The sequence below is a fragment of the Streptomyces sp. NPDC087844 genome, from assembly GCF_044742785.1.
In the GTDB taxonomy this organism is placed as follows: Bacteria; Actinomycetota; Actinomycetes; order Streptomycetales; family Streptomycetaceae; genus Streptomyces.
In genome coordinates, this window is sequence record NZ_JBIUVD010000030.1 from 42,621 (window position 1) to 62,510 (window position 19,890).

General features: G+C 69.1%; 19 protein-coding genes and 1 pseudogene. 13 read left to right on the forward strand and 7 right to left on the reverse strand.

Features of this window, described 5'->3' with window-relative positions:
- On the forward strand, window positions 1-903 hold the full coding sequence (locus ACIOKD_RS38035; RefSeq protein WP_402092765.1) for a helix-turn-helix domain-containing protein: 903 nt from the start codon (window positions 1-3) through the stop codon (window positions 901-903).
- Between the two features lie 285 nt (window positions 904-1,188).
- Here the strand turns inward: ACIOKD_RS38035 and ACIOKD_RS38040 are convergent, their stop codons facing one another.
- The 3 genes from ACIOKD_RS38040 to ACIOKD_RS38050 all read right to left on the reverse strand — a co-directional run bounded on the left by ACIOKD_RS38040 (window position 1,189) and on the right by ACIOKD_RS38050 (window position 4,321).
- Window positions 1,189-2,010, reverse strand: a complete 822-nt coding sequence (locus ACIOKD_RS38040; protein WP_402092767.1) for an MBL fold metallo-hydrolase — start codon at window positions 2,008-2,010, stop codon at window positions 1,189-1,191.
- Window positions 1,994-3,331 carry a multidrug effflux MFS transporter gene (locus ACIOKD_RS38045; RefSeq protein WP_402092771.1) on the reverse strand — a complete coding sequence of 446 codons (1,338 nt, stop codon included), beginning with the start codon at window positions 3,329-3,331 and terminating at the stop codon, window positions 1,994-1,996. The genes ACIOKD_RS38040 and ACIOKD_RS38045 overlap by 17 nt, the downstream gene beginning before the upstream one ends.
- 129 nt (window positions 3,332-3,460) lie before the next feature.
- On the reverse strand, window positions 3,461-4,321 hold the full coding sequence (locus tag ACIOKD_RS38050; RefSeq protein ID WP_402092774.1) for an NAD(P)H-binding protein: 861 nt from the start codon (window positions 4,319-4,321) through the stop codon (window positions 3,461-3,463).
- A gap of 78 nt (window positions 4,322-4,399) precedes the next feature.
- On the opposite strand from ACIOKD_RS38050, the gene ACIOKD_RS38055 reads away from it, so the two are divergent.
- From ACIOKD_RS38055 to ACIOKD_RS38070, 4 genes are all read left to right on the forward strand, one after another.
- Window positions 4,400-4,846: an Rrf2 family transcriptional regulator gene (locus tag ACIOKD_RS38055; protein WP_402092776.1), complete on the forward strand. Its 447-nt coding sequence runs from the start codon at window positions 4,400-4,402 to the stop codon at window positions 4,844-4,846.
- 537 nt (window positions 4,847-5,383) lie between these two features.
- Complete coding sequence (locus ACIOKD_RS38060; RefSeq protein ID WP_402092778.1) at window positions 5,384-5,776, forward strand: VOC family protein; 393 nt, start codon at window positions 5,384-5,386, stop codon at window positions 5,774-5,776.
- Between the two features lie 525 nt (window positions 5,777-6,301).
- A complete protein-coding gene (locus tag ACIOKD_RS38065) occupies window positions 6,302-6,649 on the forward strand; it encodes a hypothetical protein (RefSeq protein WP_402092781.1) in 348 nt (115 codons plus the stop codon).
- 869 nt (window positions 6,650-7,518) lie between these two features.
- Window positions 7,519-8,244 (forward strand): GAF domain-containing protein, encoded by a 726-nt coding sequence (locus tag ACIOKD_RS38070; RefSeq protein WP_402092784.1) that lies wholly within the window; start codon window positions 7,519-7,521, stop codon window positions 8,242-8,244.
- A gap of 353 nt (window positions 8,245-8,597) precedes the next feature.
- Here ACIOKD_RS38070 and ACIOKD_RS38075 read toward each other — a convergent pair whose 3' ends face one another.
- Window positions 8,598-8,876, reverse strand: a complete 279-nt coding sequence (locus ACIOKD_RS38075; protein WP_402092785.1) for a hypothetical protein — start codon at window positions 8,874-8,876, stop codon at window positions 8,598-8,600.
- Window positions 8,877-9,108: 232 nt separating this feature from the next.
- On the opposite strand from ACIOKD_RS38075, the gene ACIOKD_RS38080 reads away from it, so the two are divergent.
- Both ACIOKD_RS38080 and ACIOKD_RS38085 read left to right on the forward strand, forming a co-directional pair.
- Window positions 9,109-10,071, forward strand: a complete 963-nt coding sequence (locus tag ACIOKD_RS38080) for a hypothetical protein (protein ID WP_402092786.1) — start codon at window positions 9,109-9,111, stop codon at window positions 10,069-10,071.
- 73 nt (window positions 10,072-10,144) lie between these two features.
- Window positions 10,145-10,576, forward strand: a complete 432-nt coding sequence (locus ACIOKD_RS38085) for a cupin domain-containing protein (protein ID WP_402092787.1) — start codon at window positions 10,145-10,147, stop codon at window positions 10,574-10,576.
- 284 nt (window positions 10,577-10,860) lie between these two features.
- Here the strand turns inward: ACIOKD_RS38085 and ACIOKD_RS38090 are convergent, their stop codons facing one another.
- A complete protein-coding gene (locus ACIOKD_RS38090) occupies window positions 10,861-11,166 on the reverse strand; it encodes a hypothetical protein (RefSeq protein WP_402092789.1) in 306 nt (101 codons plus the stop codon).
- Window positions 11,167-11,625: 459 nt separating this feature from the next.
- Between ACIOKD_RS38090 and ACIOKD_RS38095 the strand changes: the two genes are divergently transcribed.
- Complete coding sequence (locus ACIOKD_RS38095) at window positions 11,626-12,951, forward strand: MFS transporter (RefSeq protein ID WP_402092790.1); 1,326 nt, start codon at window positions 11,626-11,628, stop codon at window positions 12,949-12,951.
- Window positions 12,952-13,058: 107 nt separating this feature from the next.
- Window positions 13,059-14,720 carry a PucR family transcriptional regulator gene (locus ACIOKD_RS38100; protein ID WP_402092791.1) on the forward strand — a complete coding sequence of 554 codons (1,662 nt, stop codon included), beginning with the start codon at window positions 13,059-13,061 and terminating at the stop codon, window positions 14,718-14,720.
- A gap of 91 nt (window positions 14,721-14,811) precedes the next feature.
- Here ACIOKD_RS38100 and ACIOKD_RS38105 read toward each other — a convergent pair.
- Window positions 14,812-14,943, reverse strand: a pseudogene (locus ACIOKD_RS38105) (hypothetical protein); the annotation flags it as partial.
- A gap of 363 nt (window positions 14,944-15,306) precedes the next feature.
- Between ACIOKD_RS38105 and ACIOKD_RS38110 the strand changes: the two are divergent.
- From ACIOKD_RS38110 to ACIOKD_RS38120, 3 genes are all read left to right on the forward strand, one after another.
- On the forward strand, window positions 15,307-16,356 hold the full coding sequence (locus ACIOKD_RS38110) for an ArsR/SmtB family transcription factor (RefSeq protein ID WP_402092792.1): 1,050 nt from the start codon (window positions 15,307-15,309) through the stop codon (window positions 16,354-16,356).
- A 227-nt stretch (window positions 16,357-16,583) separates the two neighbouring features.
- Window positions 16,584-17,381, forward strand: coding sequence for a hypothetical protein (locus tag ACIOKD_RS38115; RefSeq protein ID WP_402092793.1), 798 nt, complete (start codon window positions 16,584-16,586; stop codon window positions 17,379-17,381).
- A gap of 161 nt (window positions 17,382-17,542) precedes the next feature.
- Window positions 17,543-17,752: a hypothetical protein gene (locus ACIOKD_RS38120; protein WP_402092794.1), complete on the forward strand. Its 210-nt coding sequence runs from the start codon at window positions 17,543-17,545 to the stop codon at window positions 17,750-17,752.
- Between the two features lie 51 nt (window positions 17,753-17,803).
- On the opposite strand, the gene ACIOKD_RS38125 is transcribed toward ACIOKD_RS38120, so the two are convergent.
- The gene (locus ACIOKD_RS38125; RefSeq protein WP_402092796.1) at window positions 17,804-18,247 is read right to left on the reverse strand and encodes a hypothetical protein; all 444 of its coding nucleotides are present in this window, start codon (window positions 18,245-18,247) and stop codon (window positions 17,804-17,806) included.
- 419 nt (window positions 18,248-18,666) lie between these two features.
- Between ACIOKD_RS38125 and ACIOKD_RS38130 the strand changes: the two genes are divergently transcribed.
- Window positions 18,667-19,887 (forward strand): metallophosphoesterase, encoded by a 1,221-nt coding sequence (locus ACIOKD_RS38130; protein WP_402092797.1) that lies wholly within the window; start codon window positions 18,667-18,669, stop codon window positions 19,885-19,887.
- Window positions 19,888-19,890 lie beyond the last annotated feature (3 nt).

Genomic DNA, 19,890 nt, shown 5'->3' on the forward strand with positions numbered 1-19,890 from the left:
ATGGGGGGAACGCGTCCGCACGGTGCGGGAAGGACGGTGAGCCGGGTGGTGCGGTCGGCACAGTGCGAGCGGCTCGCCCGTACTTTACGTGAGTTACGGTCCGCGACAGGGCTGAGCCTGGCCGCGCTGGCGGCGAAGACCCCGTACAGCAAGTCGTCCTGGGAGCGCTATCTCAACGGCAAGGCGCTGCCGCCCCGGCAAGCCGTAGAGCAGCTGTGCCGCCTCGCGGGTGAGCGCCAGGACCGACCGCTCGCCCTGTGGGAGCTGGCGGAGTCGGCTTGGAGCGGGCGGGCCGGGACGGGGGCCGGGAGTGGGGCAGCGAGTGAGGTAGCCCTACCGGGCCCGGCAGTCGCGGCCGACGAACCGCCGGGTCAGCCAGACCTCCCGAACCGGCGCCACCGCACTGTGCGCCACGTTGCCGGGGCGCTCGTCTGTGGCGCGGTTGTTGCCGCTGGAGTGCTCATGGCGACGTGGGGCTTCGGCAGCGATGGCAGCGATGCGAGGGACAGCGGTTCGCCGAGCGGTTCCGCACCCGGACCGAGCTGTTTCGGTGACGCGTGCACCGGCAGGAACGCGGAGTCGACCAGTTGCTCGACCGCCGTGCACCCGCCGGGCACCTTGGCCGAGCGGCGCTTCGACGGCGGCACGGTGGTCAAAGTGCGCCACTCCGTGAGGTGCGGGACGGTATGGGCCCGTATCGACCGTGGCCGCGAGGGGGACCGTATCGAGATCACCGCACCGGGGATCGCACCCCAACAGAGCGAGGTCCGGGACCACTTCGACGAGGAGGGCTCCCTTTCGACGCCGATGGCGGCGGCGAACTCCCGCGCCGTCCCCAAGGTCGAGAGCTGCCTCGTGCGCGACGGCGAGCGCGACTGCTTCCTGGTGGCACCCGAGGACTGAGCCGACAGCGGTCAGAGGGCGGCACCTATGAACAGGCGGCAGACCCGCCCCGGCAACCGGCATGTTCGTGAGACTCTGCCTCGGCCAGGACGCCCGCCCATCAAGTCCATTTCGGCGTCCGACACGGCCACACGATCACGGCAGCCAGCAGGCCCGCCAGTGCCGGGACTACCGGTCGTGCCGGTCCGGTCCGGTCCGGTCCGGTTCAGTCCGGTCCGGTCCAGTCCAGTCCGGTCTGCCCGTGTCGGCCGCATGCGGTTGCAGGGGCCGCACCGAGCCGAACCGTCAATGTGCCGTGGTGGCCAAGGGCACCGCCTCCCCGTCTGCCATGAGATGGGCCACGATGCCCCTCTCCCCGGCGGCGCGGCTGAAGCGCTCGCTGATGTCGGACTGCTCCACGTAGACGGGAGGGTTGTTGAACAGTTCGTAGTGAATCGCGCAGGCCGCTGTGGCATTGAGGGCTGCCGCGGCCTCTACGGCTTGCTCTGGTGTCAGCGTGACGGGCACGTCAGCCTCGTAACCCTCGAATTTGGCGATGACGCCGTTGACCGGCAGGAACGCGACGTCGAACGGGCCGTGGTCGCGGGCGATCTGCCACCAGTTGCCGTGCCACATGGTGTCCCCGCAGTGGATGATCCGCGCCCCGGCACCTTCCACGACCCAGGCGACCTGGTCGGAGTCGGTACCCCGCCAGTCCAATGAGGCAACGGGGGTGACTGTCAGCGGGCCGACGCCACGGGACTCCCCAAGCCGCTGTGAGTCGGCTTCGATGCCGTCCCGGGCCAGCGCCGGTGCGATGGGGGCGTGACAACCGACGGTCCCGGAGAGAGCCAGGCGTGCGATCAGTTCGCGATCGTAGTGGTCGGGGTGCAGGTGCGTGATCAGGGCGTGCGTTCCTGTCGGCGCGTCGATGGCGGGCAACGGCCGCCTGGGCGGTCCAAGGACGGGTTCAAGCGGGGCAACGTTCTCCAGCGGGTCGATCAGCAGAACCGTCCCGCCCAGTCGGATCTCGACGCCTGCCCACCCAAGGCGGCGCAGATGAAGTGTGTCGGTCTCGGTGTCGGTGTCGGTCTCAGTCTGAGTGTCGGTGTCAGTGTCGGTGGTCACGGTGGTACTCCTTATGCGGCTGGTCGCCGCTGGTTGGCGTGCGAAGGGATGCGAACGGCGTTGCTTGCGGGGCGTCGGAGCCTGCGTCCTCGCTGCGCGGGCGGGTCGTAGGAGACATGGTGATGAGTACGGCCAGGGCTGCCAGTCCGAGAGTGGCCATCACCGTGGCCATGGGTACCGCGCTGTCCGATCCCCTGAGCCCCACCACGGGTGCGGCGAGGGCGCCGAACAGGAACTGGCCGCAGCCCAGGAGAGCCGCCGCGGCGCCGGCATGAGAGCGGCGTTGCCGCAGAACCAGTGCGGGTGCGTTCGGCAGCACCAGACCCACGCTGGTGATCGCGACGAACAGCGTCGCCAGTACCGGCCACAGCCCCGAGTCGGCGAGCGCGAAGCCCAGCAGAGCGACACTCGCGACCGCGGCCCCGGCCACACCGACACGCAGCAGGAGCCGGGCACCGAGGCGGCCGACGAGCCCGCCGCTGGTTGCGGCGGCAGCTACGAGTCCGAGCGAGTTCACTGCGAACACCAGGCTGTACTGCTCCGGAGAGAGCCCGTAGCGGCTCTGCAGAACGAACGGAGATCCCGAGATGTAGGCGAACATCATGGCGAACGTCAGAGCGTTGGCCAGGACATGGCCCACCAGGGAACGGTCACGCAGCAGACCGCCGTACGCCGAGCCCACCCGACGCCGGTCCCATTCGGGGCGCAGGTGCGGCGGGTGGCTTTCCGGCAGCGCGAGCGCGGACGTGGCGAGTATGACGGCGCCGAGTGCCGCGATGACAACGAAGATCGATCGCCAGCCCCATGCTTGCAGGATCTGCGCTCCCGCGAGCGGAGCGAGCACCGGCGCCAGGCCTGTTACGAGCGTCAGCACAGAGAAGTAGCGGGCCGCCTCCCTGCCCTCGTGCAGGTCGCTGACGTACGCGTAGGCGATCACCAGCGCAAAGGCGCCGCCCAGTCCTTGCGCGCCGCGGAGCGCGATGAGGAGCCACACGGACGGAGCGAACCCGCACAGAAGTCCAGCCACCGTGTACAGGGCAAGGCCGAACAGCAGTGGTCCACGCCGGCCGAGCGCGTCGCTCATCGGACCGGCCAGGAGTTGGCCGACCGCGAGGCCCGCCAGGCATGCGGTGACCGTGAGCTGGACGGCCCATGCCGAGCTGTGCAGGCTGTCGGACAGTTCCGGCAGCCCCGGTACGTAGGCGTCCATGGAGAGCGGGCCCAGGGCGCTGAGGGCGGCGAGGATCGCCAGCAGGCGGATCCTGCGAACGGCCCCTCCTCTCCCGGCCCGTCCTCCCCCGGCGCCGGCTACGTTCTGCACGCCTGATTCCCCTTGGTTCGAAGTGGGAGTGTTCGCTGCCGGGTCATCGGTGGCCGGGCGCCCGCTTCTCCCTGCGGACCCAACCGGTCAGCTGGAGGCAGAGTCGCGCCGCCGCTGCCGGCCACCGGGTCAGGACTTCCCGGCAGCGCGTACCACGTCCTCGAAGCGTTTCGGGTCGCGGCCTGTCAGTTCGGCCACCGCACCGCTGACATGCGCGAGGAACCCGCCGCGTGTCGACGCGCCGAACGAGGTGACCAGCTCCGAGAACGGTTCCGGCAGACCTGCTTCCTTGAGGCCGAGGGCGAATGCGTGATCGTCAGCGTCGACGAGTTCGACGTCACGGCCGCCGATCCCTCGCGCGAGGCGCAACAGGTCGAGAGCGCTGACGGCCTCAGGACCGGTGATGTCCAGGACCCGGTTCTCGAAGCCGTCCCGGGTCAGGACCGCTGCGGCCGCAGCCGCGCAGTCCTCCCGCGTGACATACGCGGCTGCCCCGCTGCCACTGTTGGTGACCAGCCGGCCCGAGGCGATGGCCCGCTCGACGACGGAGACCTGCAGGTGCGCGTACAAGTTGTTGCGCAGCATCGTCCACCGCAGTCCGCTCTCCCGCAGCGCCTGCTCCGTGCCTGCGTGGTCGGCGACCACAAGCGCGGGGTTGGCGGGCACGGGTGCGGGGACGGAGGTGTACGCGATGTGCGACACCCCTGCTTCGGCCGCCGCCGAAACCGCTGCCTGCTGCTGGTCGAGACGGGAGCCTATGGCGTCGGTGGAGATGAGCAGTAGCCGGTCGACCCCCGCGAGAGCGGTCCGGACGGTCTGAGCGTCATCGAAGTCGGCATGCCTTGTACGGGCGCCGCGAGCGGCGAAGTCGGCCAGCGCCTCGGGCCTGCGGCTGGTGAGCACGACGTCGCGCGGGTCGACGGCCTGTAGCACCAGCTCGGCGGTGGCCCGTCCGAGAGGACCGGAGGCTCCAGTAATGCCGATCATCATCCGCGCACCAATCTGTAGTCATCGTGATTACGAAAAGAAACTGTAGCCACAACGATTACGGAATGGCAAGATGGTCACATGGCCCGTTCCACCAACACCCAGTTCGCCGTCGCCATCCATGTGCTGACCTACCTGGCAGGCGTCGCCGAAGGCCGCACAGTGAGCTCGGAGGAGCTTTCCGAAAGCACCAACGTCAACCCCGTGTACGTACGCCGCGTGCTCGGACCATTGCGTAGCGCGGGGCTGGTCCGGTCGCGACCGGGCGTCCACGGAGGCTGGCAACTGGCGGCCGACGCCGCGCACATCAGGCTCGATCAGGTCTGGTTGCTGCTGCAGGGGTCCGACCCGGTGCTCGGGTTGCACTCGCCTGCCCCGACATGCGCGGTGGGCCGCGGCGTACAGCAGAGCCTGGAGGCGCTCGACCGATCGGTGGCGGGCGCGGTGGCAACCGAACTCGGACGGTTCACTGTCCGGGACGCACTGGCGGGCCTGCCCGTGCCGACACCGTCGCCGAACGGGGAGTGAGCGGGTTCGCTCGGGCCCGGGCGCGGCAGGGCCCAGACGCTGACGGCGACGAAGCTCCGGCTCCGGGGCATGCGCGAACCCGAGGCTTCGCACTCGCCGGTACCGGCCGCGCGACGCGCATCTCCCCCAGCACGCTGCTGCGGATCGAGACCGGCGGGCGCAAGCCCACCCTGGAGGTGGGGTTGGAGTTGGAGTTGGAGTTGCGGTTGGGTGTGGTAGCGCGGCCGGCGAAAGGATACGAAGTCTGCCTGGACGAGCCGGACGGCGTCGCACGCGTCCCCGCGAGCCCCGCGAGCCCCGCGAGCCCCGCAGAAAACAAATCCACCGCTCCCCACTGCCCAAGATCTTGGTATCGCCGCCGAGGCCCAGGACGACGGTCGAACGCTGGGCACCCGGAGCGGACGCGGTCAGGAAGCGGAGGTCGATTCCTTTGGTACTGACGGGACGGAGTGAGGTCGGACGTAGCGCGAGGCACCGGTAAGCGGCCAAAGGAGCGACGGCCGGCCTTTCGAAAGCGAAACTGGGCAGCAGCATTGCATGCAGCTTCCACCGCGTTTCACGTTGGCCGCGACCACTCTTGATGCCCCGAACGCCCACGAGCTGGCGTTGTTCTACCGGGACTTGCTCGGGTGGCCGATTCAGAAAGCAGAACCGGATTGGGTCGAGATCGCACCGCCCGACGGCAGTGCCGGGTTGTCGTTCCAGACAGAGCGACTCTTCACACGTCCGCGGTGGCCTTCCACACAGTCGGGGCAGCAGATGATGATGCATCTGGACATCGAAGTGAATGATCTGCCATCAGCCGTCGAGCGTGCCCTTGCCCTCGGTGCGACTGTGGCGGACGTTCAGCCGCAGGATGATGTACGGGTCCTGCACGACCCGGCGGGACACCCGTTCTGCCTCTTCGTACGCACCGGCTCAAGTGCCTGAACGACTTGGTCAGGTGATGAGTCTGCGGTGACCGATGAGGCAGAAGGCAGCACCTCTACCAGGTCCATGAGGAGCGCGTCCACGGCCTCCACATCTTGCGCCCGGTGCTACTCGGCGTCTGTCGCGTCGTTGCGCGGCCGGGCTGGGGCGATATCAGGCCTGAACTCGTGCAGACTCCGAGCGCGTCCCGCCGAATCCGTCGGCTGTCATCAGCCGCATACGGGACTGTCGTGGCGCGCCGAAATGCCGTGAACTGCCATACCTGACCGTCCCGAAACAGACTGTTGCGGCGGGCATATGCCCCTATGCTGACGGTAGTCCGTGAACCGCTGGTCGTCCGTTGCTACGGCGCCGTGGTCCGGCGACCACTCGGGGCCCAAGAGGCGCCCCTACGTCAGCGGCTGTGTTCCGCGGGACCTTGAGCCCGCCCCTTCGGCATCGCACGAGAAATCACCGCGCCCCGGCCCTCAACAGCCCTGGTCGTCTCTGCTTCCCTCCGGCGGTGCATGACTGTCAGGACCAGCCATGTCCCCGTACTTCGTGTCCCAGTACTTCGCCGACAACTTCCTGGTCATCGAGCCCCTGGTCGACGAGCCAGGCATCAAGCTCTACGGCCACGTCATGGGCGCCCACAAGATCCCGCTGTACCTGGCGTTGAAGGCCTGCCGCAGTCAGCACAGTGACGTGACCGTCGACCTCACCTGCGTCGATCACCTGGCTCAGAGCGCACTGGAAACCCTGGTCGCCGCCGCCCGCACCCTGCCATCCCCCGGACGCCTGACCCTGCGGACACACCCCGAACTCGACCTCCCCAGGCGGCTCACAGCCCACGCCTGGCACGGAACGCAACGCCTCCAACTCGCCGAAGCCTGAACGTGTGTTCCTGCGGCCGCGGGAGGCCGCAGGAACACACGCCACGACCACGGGCACGGTTCGCCTTGGCGTGCGCGGCGCAGTGAACGGTCACCGGCGAATACGAACTCCATCAGACACAGCTAGGAGGGTGGAATCCGCAGCCGTTCTCGGTTGCGGGTCCCGCCCCCTGGAAGGAGGCCCTCCGCAGGCCCCTGCGGCGCGGCGGCTATGAACCGGACTCCCGTTCACCACCTTCAGCGGGCCGTTCACCGCGAAGGAAAGGGGCGGTCCGCAGTCCTTCCGCCAGGACGAGGTGGCCGGTGGGGGCGGCTACCGCCGGTTGTCTGCGACCGACGGTTGTCGGCGATCGACGGTAGCCGCCGTACCGGCGCGGGCACACCAGTGGCTCCCCTGTTTTCCGCAGGTGTCCCCGCGCCGGTTGGTCCTCCCTGCTGGGGCGCGCGGGAGTCGCCCCAGGTCGGCGGGGAGGACCAGGTGCCGGGGCCCTTTGTGTCCGCTGCGAGGATGAAGGGCTCCCGGCCGTCTTCGGGCCGTCCTGTTTCTTGTGCAGCCCGGGGTCTGGGAGCCTGACGGGCGCGATGGCCGTGCGGAACATCAGCACAGGCACCGGCCTCTGCTCGAACAGTAGACAGGCACGGACCGCCAACGCCAGGGCGTGGACCGGCCCGACCGCAGCACAACCAGCGCACCGAGGCATCCGCCCGCGCAGCTGCAGCCGCATGTCGGTAATGCGGCTCCAACCGCCCCATGGGGCGGACACTCGGTGCCTCGCGCTGCGGGGGGCCCATAGGAGGGGTCTACGCTTGTTGCACTGGTGAGCGCACGAACGGCCTGACCGCGCTCCAGACGAACATTGGGGCTGTGTCATGGACGTGCAGAACGACACCGCAGCGTGGAAACGCGTCGTCGATACCGCGAGTGCCGTCGGCCGGCCTGTGGCGTTGCCGTCCGCCGTGACGGCTTGCATCAAAGACGTGGGCGCGGACGGCCTGGGAGTCAGCCTGATCACCTCCGGCCGGATCAGGACCGTGGCCCATGCCTCCGACGAGCGCAGCTACCGGCTGGAGGACGCGCAGCTCGTGTCGGGGGAAGGCCCGTGCACCGAGGCCTACCGGCAACGCCAGATCGTAGAAACCGACGCCCTGCCCGCCGACGGGCAGTGGCCCGTGTTCTGGCGGACGGCCGGTGAACTCGGCATCCGCAGCGTGGTGGCCGTGCCACTGCTGGTCGGCAACGACCTCCCGGTCGGCGCCATGGACCTGTACCACACCACCAGCGCTCCCCTCAGCCCGACGGGCCGGGCCCGGCTCCGCGCCTACGCCCGGATCCTCGCTCTTCTGACCCTGGACGCCCACCCGATGTTGATCGGCTGGGAACAAGCGCCTTCGGAAACAGGCCCTGCGGGCTATCCGCCCCTCGTGCACCAGGCAGCCGGCGCCGCCGCCGAAGCCGGCAACGTCCCCGTCTCCGAAGCCCTGGCCCGCATGCGCGCCCACGCCTTCAGCCACCAACAACTTCTCAAAGACGTCGCCAACGACATCCTCGGCGGACAGCTGCGCCTCGAAATCGACGGCGACACTCCGTCCGGTTGACCGCATGTGCGCCCACCCTTGACAGCCCATGCCCTGGAACGACAGGACAGTTGACGTCACCGACCGACCTTGTCGGCTCCGTCCATGCGGTTCGCTGCCCCGGCAGGGCGAAGCGCAGGATGCGCCCCCAGGTGGAGCCGTACTACCGCCACAATGGACCGGTGACGTACGGAATGTCGCACTTCTCGCAGAGGCCCCTATCCCTGTCACGGCCGAGGACGTTGGTCCAGGCGTGGTGCAGGTTGATGTTGTCTGCGGCGTACCCGATCGGTCCGTAGACCGACGGCTGCGGGCGGAGGACTTGGGGCGTGCCGGGCCGACGGCTTCGGCGGCTCGTGGCCCGGCGGGATCTGTCATCGGATGAGAGTGCGCAGGACGGTGGTGCCGGCGCCGGCGGCGGTCAGCCCGGCGACGGCCGCGGTGGCAGGGTGCGCGCCGGACAGAACGGTGAGAGTGGCGATCACCAGGCCGATGACCGCGGCTGCGAGCAGGACGACCGCGGTGTGCAGAGACACGAACGGCTCGGTACCGGTGGAGGCGGGCACCGGGCCGGACCGGCCGGCGGGCTCGGACGAGGCGACGGCATCGGGACGGGCGGCGGGGACGGGCGGGACGGGCTGAGGAGTGCTCATGGCACAACCGTCCCGTCCCGCAGGGCGACGGTGGGCGCGGGCCGAACGGATCCGATGACACCCGATCAACAGGCCGGTGCGAGTGAACACCTTTCCTATCCGGTCGAACGCAGCGTTGCCCCTGTGTCACACCGGCGGGCTGTTCGGCCAAGTTCGGCGCTGTTCCACCGCAGCCCTTCTAGCCTGCTCAGCACAGCTTTACGGGGGATGGGTGACAGTGGGCGAGCACGGCATGAAGGCCGAAGGCGCTGAGGGCGCGGGCCTGTACGAACAGCATCTGGAACGCCAGGCGCAGGCGCTGCGGCGGTTGAAGGTGGAGCGGGGTGATCCCCCACTGCGCAGGATCCAGGCCCGGGCCAGAGAGCTGTTCGGCGATGGGGTGCCGCTGCCGCCGGCTACTCAACACGCCGCGTTCAACGGTCGGTACGTCAGCCTCGACAAGCTGATCGTCCTCGTGCGCACCCTCATGTCCTGGGACGCCTACGGCCAGCCCTGCCCCGCCCCGGACCGCACCCATCCCGACCTCGCCCCCTGGCACGAGCAGTGGCGCACCATCGCCGAACTGCGCTCGCGCCGACACCGCCCCGCCCCCACCCGTACGCCGACCTCCGCACCGGCGCCGGCACCGGCACTGGCCGGGCTGCGTCCAGCCGATCCGGACGACTCGCAGGACTCTCCCCCCGAGCCTGCTGCCGTACCGCTGGCGCCACCGGCCGCCTCCGAAGCTCTTTCGCCGAGCGTGAGCACACCGCATCCACCGGCGGAACCGGGCCACTTCGCCACGCGAGCCCTCGCCAAGTCAGGCCGGGCACTGGCAGCCACGAGCCTCGCGGGCGTGCTGATCCTCGCGCTGGACGCCAGCAGCCCCCGCCTGTGCACGGCCGCATACACCGGCGGCGCCACCCAGCACTCGCTCCCCGCCGAACACAGCCGACAGGCCCACCACCCGGCTCTCGCAGCAGGAGTGCGGCAACGACCGGCCGCACAGCCGGGCATGTGCATCTATTACGTCGGCCGGACCGGCTGCCCCGCGGACTTCCCCCAGCCCACGTCCACCACCACTCCCCCACCCAGCCCAATCCCCTACCCGGATCCGGACCCCAGCCCCGACCTGAGTCCGAGCCCGGATCCGAGTCCCAGCCCGACCCTCGCCCCGAAACCAGAACCCACCCGCAAGCAGAATGTCTGCACATAAGCACGCCGCGACGCTGCTCTCCAGGCTGGCGTGAACTGCTCGAACGTTCTGGAACCGCTGCTGTACTGCGGATGTGACAGATCAAAAGCGGTGCACAGTAGTACGAAACGGCAGCTATCAGGGTGTCCAGGGCGGCACCTTTGCCACCGGCATCAGCGCCCAGTCCGCCGACTCCCGGGCCCTGTGCCTCCACCAGCTGGTGATGGCCGCCGGCAGCAGGGGCCGCCCTCACCTGCACGAGGGACACGAGTCAGCCATCTTCATCCAGTCCGGACAGGTCGAGGTCTGGCACGGCCCGGAACTGACCGAGCACGTCAGCCTGCGCGCCGGCGACTACATCCACATCCCTGCCGACACCCCGCACCTGCCGGTGAACACCGGCGACCAGGACATGGTCTGCCTGGTCGCCCGAACCGACCCACAGGAGCAGGAGGGCGTCCGCCTCCTGGACCTTCCCGCCTGGCTGGCCACCCGCATCGGTCCCCTGACCGTCGGTAACGGCTAGAAATCTGTTTCTGAGTCAGCAGAGGTCGTAAGCATTCAGCTGGTCGGAACGGTGTCGGAGATGTCGTCCTGCCACACCAACCTGATGCCGCCTGGGCATACGACGCAGCGGTCGGCGTCACAGCCTGAGGACCAGGCAGGTGGTCGTCCTGCCCGTACCGGTAGGTGCGCTCGACGCGGACGGCGCCGGGCGGGATGCCTCGGCCGGCGAGCTCCTGGCCGACAGCGCGCGCAGGGCCGCCGACCCAGACCGATATGACCGATATCGCCGATGAGTGGAGGTGGTCAGGAGGCGCGGCGGAGATCGAGAATGGCGGCCGGGCCGATCACACCGAGCCCGAACTTCCCGCGGATGCGGTCGCTGACCGCCTCCGCGGTCCACCGGTCCTCGCGCGCCTGGTCCAGACTGAACTGCTCGGCCACCCGTTCGGCGTCGGTCAAGTCCTCGCCCTGCAACGCGAGCCTGGAAAGCAGACAGTTCTGCGCGCTCGTGGCATCGATCGACCGGTAGGCCATCGTGCGCAGGCCGTGCTCGTGCGTGCGTCGTGCTCGTGCGCGGAGGCTTCCGGCAGGCGGCGCGGCTTCCCCCACGACGTCCCACCTGCGAACCGCAACGCGAGGGTGAGGCCGCGCCACCTGACCGTGACCGCGCAACAGAAGTCCGAGCGGCACAACAAGATCGAGGAGAGCCCCGCGGACCACCGCGCCGTCCAGGGTGCGCTGGACGAAGGTGGGGCGCAGGCTCGCGGACGCGGGCAAGACGCGCGAGGCGACCGGTCGGGTGCCGATGCCCCGGGCCGGTCCGTGGCGACCCGCGCCTTCGCCTCGGATTGCCTGCGGCTGAACGGACCGAACTCATAGTGCTGGCCGCGCCCCCGCGTTGACGCAGGCGAACTCGTTGTCCGACCGGACATGCCACCCGGGGCAACGCTGTCCGATCGGACAGACATGGGAGGCCGGGCGGGCCCTAGGTTCACCTTCTGTTCGCGTTCTGCGACGCCCACCCGCCTGGCACCCAGCGCCCAGCGCCCAGAGTCACCGGAGCATTCCATGAGCACCACCCCACCCGCGTCCACCGCATCCGCTCCCGAACCGGAAGCGCCGGTACCGAACAACATGCGTCGGGTCGCCACGGCCAGTTTCATCGGCACGGCGATCGAGTTCTACGACTACTACATCTACGGAACCGCCGCAGCCCTCGTCCTCAACGAGGCGTTCTTCCCCGAACTGTCCGAAACGGCAGGCACGCTGGCCTCCCTGTCCACGTTCGCCATCGGCTTCGCCGCCCGCCCGCTGGGGGCCGCGGTCTTCGGCCACTTCGGTGACCGGGTGGGCCGCAAGGGCGTCCTCGTCGTCTCGCTGCTGATGATGGGACTCTCCACAGGTCTCATCGGCCTGTTGCCCGGATACGCCACACTCGGTGCCTGGGCCCCGGTCCTGCTGGTGCTGCTACGCGTCGTCCAGGGACTCGGCCTCGGCGGGGAGTGGGGCGGAGCGGCCCTGCTCGCCGTCGAGCACGCGCCGAAGAAGAAGCGCGGCCTGTACGCGGCGGCGCCTCAGATGGGTTCGCCCGTCGGCTACTTCGCCGCCACCGTCACCTTCCTGGTCATGTCCACCGTCCTCGACGACGGAGCGTTCCGGAGCTGGGGATGGCGCATCCCCTTCCTGCTCTCTTTCGTCCTGGTCGCCGTCGGCCTGGTCATCCGCCTGAAGATCGCCGAGAGTCCCGCCTTCGCCAAGGTCACCGAACGCCGCGAGACCGCCAAGGCCCCGCTCGCGGAGGCGTTCCGCAAGCACCCGAAAGAGATGCTGCTCGGTGCGGGGATGATCACCGTCGTGTACGTGATGTTCTACACGGCCGCCACCTACTGCATGACGTACACCACCAAGACGCTCGGCATCCCGAAGAACGACATGCTCGCTCTCACTCTGGTCGCGGTGGCGGTCCTCGGACTCTCGACGTTCTTCGTCGCCCGTTGGTCCGATCGCGTCGGCCGCCGCAAGCTGATCATCGCCGGCGCCGCGTTCGGCGTCGTGTGGGGAGCGGTACTCTTCCCGCTCCTCGACACCCGCAACTACTTCCTGATCGCCGTCGCGCTGAGCGGCGCCCTGCTCTGCATGGGCATCATCTACGGCCCGGCCGGCGCGTATCTCCCCGAGCTCTTCGCCACGCGCGTGCGCTACTCCGGTGCCGGCTTCTCCTACAACCTCGGCGGCGTTCTGGGCGGTGCGGCCGCACCGCTCATCGTCACCGCACTGGCCGAGAACTACCGTCCGTCGGTGGGGGGATGGTTCATGAGCGCGATGGCTCTGCTCTCCCTCGTCTGCATCATCGCGCTCCCCGAGACCGTGGAACGCGACCTCGACCGCGTCTGAGACACGTACGGCAGATGCCCGTACCCCCGCATGAACGCGCCGGACAGCGGAAGGAAGCTGAGGCATTCCTCATGGGCATCACTCGTGACTCCGCCTACCCTGAGCCGGTGGACCACACCTCTGACGCCCTTGCGCGTGGTGGCGATCGCGTACAGCTGAGGCAGATCCTCGCCGCACTCACCGTGCCCGTCGCCGTGGTGGGAGACGAGGCTGTGATCGCCGACGTGATCGTCGCCGAACCGGGCGAGCATCTCGGGCCCTCGCCCGGAGCACTGGTGCTCGCCGTCGGCGCACGCGGCGTGGCAGCGGTCCCTGTCGTCATCGCGGCCGGCCGTGCCGGCGCTGCCGCCGTGATGGTCAAGACCGACACCGACGGACTCCCCGCGCAGCTCCGAGAGGCCGCACGCGAGGCGGACATCACGGTGCTCGCGGTGCCGGAGAACACACGATGGCACCAACTGGCACAAGAGGTGCGCGCGGGCCTGACTCGCCTCAGTGCCCGGAGCACCGCCGCCCCGGGCACATCGGGCGATCTCTCCTCGTTGGCCCAATCCCTGGCCACGGTCACCCACGGAGTGGTCAGTATCGAGGACTCCGCCGGACATGTGCTCGCCTACTCCAGGTCCGGCGAGGAGGCCGACGAGCTGCGACGACTCACCATTCTGGGGCGCACCTGCCCCGAACCGTATCTCAAGGTGCTTCGCGAATCGGGCGTGTTCAGGCGGCTCCGCTCCGGTGAGGAGGTCGTGGAAACCGCGGAGCAGCCCGATCTCGGCTACCGGCGCCGACTGGCCATCGGCATCAACGCCGGTCATCGCCCCCTGGGCACGATATGGGTCCAGGAGGGGAAGCGTCCGCTCTGCGAGAGCAGCGCCGAGACCATGCGGGGAGCCGCACGGCTCGCCGCACCGCAGCTCGTGGACCACTACTACCAGGGCGACGCGTCCGCCCGGTTGGCCTCCCGTGTCGACCTCGCCCACGCTCTGCTGACCGGACGCTTCAACGCCGAGGCCCTCGCCCGTCACCTGGGGCTCGACCCGGCGCAGGGCGCCACCGTGCTCGGGGTCGACCTGCGTGAACCACAGCACCCCGGCGCCTCGGCGGCCCTGGACCTACGGCGCGAGGAATCCGCCGGCATCATCTCCCTGCATGCTTCGGCGTTTCGCCGCGACGCCCTAGTCACACAAGCCTGCGGCCAGATCTACGTGCTGCTTCCCGCGAGGAAGGGCGCCGCCGACGACACCGCGATCGTGCGCTGGGCCACCGAGCTTGTCACCGTACTCCGACGGCAGTCCGGTACGTCCGTCCAAGCGGCCCTCGCCGGCACCGCGCCGCACCTCGACGCCGTTCCCGCGGTGAAGATGCGCGGCTATCACGCCCTGGAGCTGATGGCACGCACACCCGAACGCGCGGTAGCCACCTACACGGAGCTCCAGGCGTCCCTGCTTCTGGGGGACGTGCTGCGCCTGCTCGACGAGCATCCCGACACCCGCCACGCGGGTCTGGAGACACTCGCCACTCACGACGCCGAGCAGGGATCCGAACTGGCCCGTTCCCTGCTGGCCTACCTTGACGGGTTCGGAGACGTGGCGCGCACCGCCGAGGCGCTCAACGTCCACCCGAACACCCTCCGCTACCGGGTGCGCAAGGCGATCGCCCTGAGTGGGATCAGCATCGACGACCCCGATCAGCGGCTCGTAGCCATGCTGCAACTGCGCCTGGCCCTCAACGGTGGGCCCATCGCGAAAGCCCCCTTCCCGGCCTCGTGACGGCACCGGGACTCAAGGCGGGTGAGCGCCTGCGACGAAGCGGCGCGGTTCAGTGCTTGGTGACTACGGTTCGGCCGCTGCAGGTGATGGTTCAGTTCCCGGAGCCGACGATGGCGGTGACGCGGATCTCCGCGCGCACGGCGGCGAGGCCGGGCACCGTTTCGCCGGTCTCCGTCCAGATCGGCGCTCGGCCGGCGAGGCGACGGCGGAACTGCTCGCCCATGCAGCTTCTCGCCGTAGCCCGCAGTGACGCCGAAGGTGACGGTGCTCATGACGCTTCCTGTTCCTGCCCGTAGGAGTGCGCTCCCTCACGTGAAGTGATCGCGGACTTCGTTTCAGAGGGGGGAAGATCTATGAGCAACACGGAGGGCTCATGAGCGGCGCGGGCGAACACGACCTGCCCCGTCGACCTGCCCCGATGGCCCGAACAACGCTGCAGGAAGCAACTGCCACGAGGCTCACCATGGCGCGAGCGGGGCGGGTTGCTGGCCGGTGCGGTGCTGGACCGGGGGCCTTCTGACGCGAATATGCCTCCCGCTGTGTGCCCACGGGGGCCAAGCTGTCAGCACGAGGATCGGGGGACCTCATGTTGCGTATCCACTTCACTTCTGACGATCTGCAACGCATACGCCTGGCACACCAGCCGGAACCCATGTGGGAAGTTGTCTGCAGCCTCTGCCGACTGCAGAGCCGTGAAGGCGAGGCCTTCTTCGGGAAGTGGCGCCGGCACTCGTCGGCCCAACTGTCGCGGCCGGACTCCGGCCTCCTGCGCGCGGTACTTCGGCCCCTGGTACCGCTGGGGCCCTACATTCCGGACTTCCTCACCCCCGCAGAGCCCGAGGTCCATCCGGAGGGCGCGATCGATGCGGTGCTGCGCACCTCCCCGCAGCGTTTGCGGCATGACCTCACGATGCTCAGCAATGTCACGGCCCTGCCCTCCTGGACGGTGGAGCTGGCCGACGGGCAGAGGACGCCTCTCAACCGGCTCGGACGGGCGCTGCACGGCTACTTCGACGCCACACTGGCCCCGGTCTGGCAGGATCTGCGCGGGCAGGTCGACGCCGATGTGCTCCTTCGCGTACGCCAGTTGGCCGACGGCGGCAGCGAGGCGCTGCTCCGCGAGTTGCCGACGGCACGGTGGGAAGCTCCGGTCCTGCACTTTCCCTATCCGGCCGACCGGGACCTGCACCTCGCCGGACGCGGGCTGCGGCTGGTGCCCTCCTTCTTCTGCTGGCGAAGAGTCCTGACACTCGTGGACCAGGCACTCACACCGACCCTTGTCTACCCCGTGCAACGCCAGGCCGTCGGCCTGCTTGCCGCGCCTGCTGACGACACGGACGACCCGACGCTCTCGGCACTCTCGGCGCTGCTCGGCCGGACGAGGGCTTCCATCCTGCGGTCGCTCGCGGACGCCGTCGGCAAGTCGACGTCCGAACTGGCATGGAGTGTCGGGGTTTCCCTCCCGACGTCGAGTCAGCAGATATCCGTCCTGCGGGCCGCGGGCCTGATCGCCAGCCGGCGTGACGGAAAACGTGTCCTGCACAGCGCTACCCGGCTCGGCCGCGCACTCGTCGAAGGTGGAGGGCGCCGGCACCAGGACACCCTCTCCCTGCTTGCCCGACCGAGAGGGCTGTGAGCGCCACGCTCGCACCCCGGTAGTGCCATGGGCCGGGGAGTCCCCGGCGAGGGATCACCCGAGTACGGTCAGGGCTCTGATCAGCGGAATTCACGACATCTCGGTGCAGTATTTGGCTGTCGTCGAAACGTGTTGCCGTGGTGGTGCGGCGTGAAAATCCTGGGCTGGGCAGGAGGGGAATCGCCTGCGCAATTGCTGGAGTTCCACACGAATCGAGGTGTTCGCTGATGTCCAGACGTTTAGCCGGCGTCCTGGTGGCGGTCGCGGCTCTGACCGGATGTATCTTTCCGGCTGCTGCGAGTGCACAGGACCGGGTCGTATGCTCGCCATCGGACTACGCCAAGGGAACCTGCCTGGCTTTCGCGGTGACGGGCGGCGAGAAACCTGAGATCGGTGCGGTCCGTGCCGCCGTCGAGCGCGGTGACGTGGCCCAGGCGCGCGGCTATGTGAAACAGCGCGCGAAGAACCATGAGGACGGCCTGCAGACGGCACTCCGGGCGCTGATGTCGTCACCGAAGGCGCCCGGCGACGTCCACATTCTCAACGACCCGGAGAATGACGGAATCGGCACGATCACCAGCAGATGGACCTGGCGTCTGGACCAGCCGGTCATCTTCGGCTACTGCGATCCGCAAGGCTGCACGCAGCGGGACACGCTGGACGCGCACTACGCCCTCAACATCTTCTTCACCGGAGAGACAACCCTGGACGGGGAACTGTCGACGCGGGCGGGCGCGACGTTCAGCATCAACAACCACGACTGCACTCTGTACGCCGACCTGAACTGGCAGATCGACCCCAATCTCGCGGACTGGCCCAGGTGCGACACGGCGCACCAGACCAGCCGGTACACGATCTACCCGGGGAACGTCACCCAGATGCGCAAGAACGAGTGGAACTACTTGGCGATCGGACTGCGTTTCACTCCGACCGGCAGCGACCAGGCGTTCGCCTTCAACTGGGAGTCCCGGCGCTGGTACGTTGACGGCGGCGGCTCCCAGGAATTCCGGCAGTATTCGCCATGACGCACACGTGACAGAGCCACTGGTGGGCGCGAACGGCACTACGCGCCCACCGGTGCTCTGCTTTCTCGCCACCGCGCTTCATCGGATTTCGGGAAAGGGCCGAGATGAATGACTCCACTCGTTCCCTTCGGCAACGCCTGCATGTCCTCGACGGGTTGCTCATGGCGATCGAACGCAGACACGAGCTGGTCGACATCGTGTCAGGTTGTGAATCGACCGACCTGGCCCTGCAGAGGATCATCGCGCGCTTCGGCGTCACCGAACCCGCCGCGCGGGTGCTGCTGGACATGCAGTTCCGACGGCTTCTGCCGCAAGAGGTCGACAAGTTGCGGCAGGAGGCGGCGCGGCTTCGCGCCACCCTCGATCCGTAGAGGGACCGGCCCTGCCACCGCGGCCGACGCCGGGATGCCTGGGCGTCCCCTTCAGCAGGTGCGAAGCCCCGGAACGGGTTCGTAGTTGCCACCGCCGGACACCTTGGTGGCGGGGAACCACCCCCAGCCGTTGTCAGCGTCGGCAACGTCACCTTGCGTCCAGAGCCACCAGTCGTTGCGCGCCTCACCGACCGGGGGGTTCTCCACCCCCTCCATCCTCACCTGGCAGGCGAACCAGTTCCGGCCGGCGTAGAGATAGCCGCTGTACACGTAGACCGGATAGCCGGCCCGCACCAGATTCCCGCCCTCGTAGGCGTTGCAGTAGGTGGTCGTGTACGTGGTGCCCAAGAAGTCCGTCACGGTGGGCCCTGCCCCGGAGCAGCCGGCTGCCGGAGCAGCCACCGCGGTGCCGCTCGCACCCAGACCGAGGCCCGCCGTCATCAGAACGGCCGCGACGGCCGCCCGCACGGCCCTCGCCGGGCCCGCACTCTCCATGCTGCCTCTACTCTCAGTGCTGCCTTTCCTGCCTTGCCGTGTGCGCGACAGGCGCGTGGGTACCCCTCTTTTCTGGCCGATCCAGGAGACCGGCACCCCGGTGGACGACCGCGGTAACCGTGACGCGTCCGATACACGTCCTTGTGACCCGCCTCCTCCAAACTGCCGCCGACGCCGGGACGTCGCCACACCTTTCCACCGTGGCTAAAAGGACCACACCGCACAGGACCCCAGCCACGCCGTGGAGGCCTTTGCGTTCCTGACACACCGCTGACCAAACAGCAGGCGTGGGCGGGAACCCCGTCGCCAGAGGACGACATGGCGGTGTCCGGGATCTCGGAGCATGAACGCCCCGTCCGGCCCGCCAGGGACTACCGGATACAGTGCGCGAGACGGCCGCCCGGCCAAGGAGGGAAAGCGTGACCGACACCAGTAACACCCGGCCCACCGACAGTGAAGCGCAAGCCGAGCGGCAGAGCCCGCTGCACCGCCTGATGCGCTACCTCCCTCTGATCGCCCCCGTCCTGCTGTGGGCCGTGCCCTGCGGGGTGCTCCTGTACAGCGGACAGCACTGGCCGTTGCCCGCCGCACTGGTCGGCACCGCTCTGTTCGCCCTCGGCCTCCTCGTCATGCCGCTCGCCATGGCACGTGGCCACGGCCGGCGTCAACAAGACTGGGCGGCGATCGTCGGTGACACGCTGCTGGGCGCCAGTTGGGTCCTGTTCACCTGGTCCGTTCTACTCGGCGTCCTGCTGCGCCTCGCCCTGGGCGTGCTGGGCGTCGGCGAGGGTCACGACCGGGCGCGCATCGTCACGTGGGCCGTCCTCGGCGTGACCGTCGTACTGCTCGCCTGGGGGTACGCCGAAGCCCGTCGGGTGCCGCGTGTGCGCCGCCTCGACGTACAACTGCCGCGCCTGGGTGCCGGGTTGGACGGCCTCCGCGTCGTTCTCATCACCGACACCCACTATGGCCCGCTCGATCGCGCACGCTGGTCGGCACGGGTGTGCGAGACGGTGAACACCCTTGAGGCCGACCTGGTCTGCCACACCGGCGACATCGCGGACGGCACGGCCGAACGCCGTCGCGCCCAGGCCGCCCCGCTCGGCACCGTGCAGGCGAGCCAGGCCCGGGTCTACGTCACCGGCAACCACGAGTACTACAGCGAGGCCCAGGGCTGGGTCGACCTGATGGACGAACTGGGCTGGGAGCCGCTGCGCAACCGCCATCTGCTGGTGGAACGCGGAGGCGACACCCTTGTGGTCGCCGGCGTGGACGACGTCACCGCCGAGTCCTCCGGCCTGGCCGGACACGGCGCCCACCTCGCCGGAGCCTTGAGCGGCGCCGACCCCGGTCTACCCGTCCTGCTGCTGGCACATCAGCCCAAGTTCATCGACCGGGCGGTGGCCGGCGGCATCGACCTCCAACTCTCCGGCCATACCCACGGCGGCCAGATCTGGCCCTTCCACCACTTGGTCCGCATCGACCAGCCCGCCCTCGCCGGCCTCAGCCACCACGGCCCCCGCACCCTCCTCTACACCAGCCGCGGCACCGGTTTCTGGGGCCCACCCTTCCGCGTCTTCGCCCCCAGCGAGATCACCCTGCTCGTACTCCGCTCCCCTCAACGGCCCACCTCGACGTAGCAG

What these genes read in the sequence shown, in the direction of transcription:
- ACIOKD_RS38035 (WP_402092765.1), top strand. Translation starts at nt 1, where the DNA reads ATGGGGGGAACGCGTCCGCACGGTGCGGGAAGGACGGTGAGCCGGGTG.
- ACIOKD_RS38050 (WP_402092774.1), bottom strand. Translation starts at nt 4,321, where the DNA reads ATGATGATCGGCATTACTGGAGCCTCCGGTCCTCTCGGACGGGCCACC.
- ACIOKD_RS38055 (WP_402092776.1), top strand. Translation starts at nt 4,400, where the DNA reads ATGGCCCGTTCCACCAACACCCAGTTCGCCGTCGCCATCCATGTGCTG.
- ACIOKD_RS38060 (WP_402092778.1), top strand. Translation starts at nt 5,384, where the DNA reads ATGCAGCTTCCACCGCGTTTCACGTTGGCCGCGACCACTCTTGATGCC.
- ACIOKD_RS38065 (WP_402092781.1), top strand. Translation starts at nt 6,302, where the DNA reads ATGTCCCCGTACTTCGTGTCCCAGTACTTCGCCGACAACTTCCTGGTC.
- ACIOKD_RS38070 (WP_402092784.1), top strand. Translation starts at nt 7,519, where the DNA reads ATGGACGTGCAGAACGACACCGCAGCGTGGAAACGCGTCGTCGATACC.
- ACIOKD_RS38075 (WP_402092785.1), bottom strand. Translation starts at nt 8,876, where the DNA reads ATGAGCACTCCTCAGCCCGTCCCGCCCGTCCCCGCCGCCCGTCCCGAT.
- ACIOKD_RS38080 (WP_402092786.1), top strand. Translation starts at nt 9,109, where the DNA reads ATGAAGGCCGAAGGCGCTGAGGGCGCGGGCCTGTACGAACAGCATCTG.
- ACIOKD_RS38095 (WP_402092790.1), top strand. Translation starts at nt 11,626, where the DNA reads ATGAGCACCACCCCACCCGCGTCCACCGCATCCGCTCCCGAACCGGAA.
- ACIOKD_RS38110 (WP_402092792.1), top strand. Translation starts at nt 15,307, where the DNA reads ATGTTGCGTATCCACTTCACTTCTGACGATCTGCAACGCATACGCCTG.
- ACIOKD_RS38115 (WP_402092793.1), top strand. Translation starts at nt 16,584, where the DNA reads ATGTCCAGACGTTTAGCCGGCGTCCTGGTGGCGGTCGCGGCTCTGACC.
- ACIOKD_RS38120 (WP_402092794.1), top strand. Translation starts at nt 17,543, where the DNA reads ATGGCGATCGAACGCAGACACGAGCTGGTCGACATCGTGTCAGGTTGT.
- ACIOKD_RS38125 (WP_402092796.1), bottom strand. Translation starts at nt 18,247, where the DNA reads ATGGAGAGTGCGGGCCCGGCGAGGGCCGTGCGGGCGGCCGTCGCGGCC.